1 rRNA gene (cut by a window edge) is annotated in these 1,375 nt (G+C 57.4%); it reads right to left on the bottom strand.

The window, feature by feature from the left end:
• A 23S ribosomal RNA gene (locus ABT048_RS41525) occupies positions 1–1,272 on the bottom strand; its annotated part reaches 1,719 nt to the left of the window's first position; the annotation flags it as partial.
• Positions 1,273–1,375: the final 103 nt, after the last annotated feature.

The raw sequence follows: 1,375 nt of genomic DNA, 5'->3' as shown, positions 1-1,375 counted from the left end.
GCAATGACACGACTTCGGTGATGTGCTTGAGCCCCGCTACATTGTCGGCGCGGAATCACTTGACCAGTGAGCTATTACGCACTCTTTCAAGGGTGGCTGCTTCTAAGCCAACCTCCTGGTTGTCTCTGCGACTCCACATCCTTTCCCACTTAGCACACGCTTAGGGACCTTAGTCGGTGTTCTGGGCTGTTTCCCTCTCGACCATGGAGCTTATCCCCCACAGTCTCACTGCCACGCTCTCACTTACCGGCATTCGGAGTTTGGCTAAGGTCAGTAACCCGGTGAGGCCCATCGCCTATCCAGTGCTCTACCTCCGGCAAGAAACACGTGACGCTGCACCTAAATGCATTTCGGGGAGAACCAGCTATCACGGAGTTTGATTGGCCTTTCACCCCTAACCACAGGTCATCCCCCAGGTTTTCAACCCTGGTGGGTTCGGTCCTCCACACGGTCTTACCCGCGCTTCAACCTGCCCATGGCTAGATCACTCCGCTTCGGGTCTTGGGCATGCAACTCAACCGCCCTATTCGGACTCGCTTTCGCTACGGCTACCCCACACGGGTTAACCTCGCTACACACCGCAAACTCGCAGGCTCATTCTTCAAAAGGCACGCAGTCACGGCCGTGATCCGAAGACCACGACGACGCTCCCACGGCTTGTAGGCACACGGTTTCAGGTACTATTTCACTCCGCTCCCGCGGTACTTTTCACCATTCCCTCACGGTACTATCCGCTATCGGTCACCAGGGAATATTTAGGCTTAGCGGGTGGTCCCGCCAGATTCACACGGGATTTCTCGGGCCCCGTGCTACTTGGGAGATGAGCAAGCAAGCCGTACAGATTTCGTCTACGGGGGTCTTACCCTCTACGCCGGACCTTTCGCATGTCCTTCGACTACCCATACGGTTTCTGACTCGCCCAGCCGCCGGCAGACGACTGAAGCTCATTCCCACAACCCCACTATGGCAACCCCTGCCGGGTCTCACACCACAATGGTTTAGCCTCATCCAGTTTCGCTCGCCACTACTCCCGGAATCACGGTTGTTTTCTCTTCCTGCGGGTACTGAGATGTTTCACTTCCCCGCGTTCCCTCCACACTGCCTATGTGTTCAGCAGCGGGTGACAGCCCATGACGACTGCCGGGTTTCCCCATTCGGACACCCCCGGATCAAAGCTCGGTTGACAGCTCCCCGGGGCCTATCGTGGCCTCCCACGTCCTTCATCGGTTCCTGGTGCCAAGGCATCCACCGTGCGCCCTTAAAAACTTGGCCACAGATGCTCGCGTCCACTGTGCAGTTCTCAAACAACGACCAGTCACACACCCTCGACAACCCAACCGGGCTGCCTCAAGTGAGGCCGGCACTGAGACAACGG

It is taken from the genome of Kitasatospora sp. NPDC096140 (assembly GCF_040303045.1).
GTDB lineage: Bacteria > Actinomycetota > Actinomycetes > Streptomycetales > Streptomycetaceae > Kitasatospora.
Note: the sequence above shows the minus strand (reverse complement) of the source record. Positions and strands in the feature narration are given on the sequence as shown.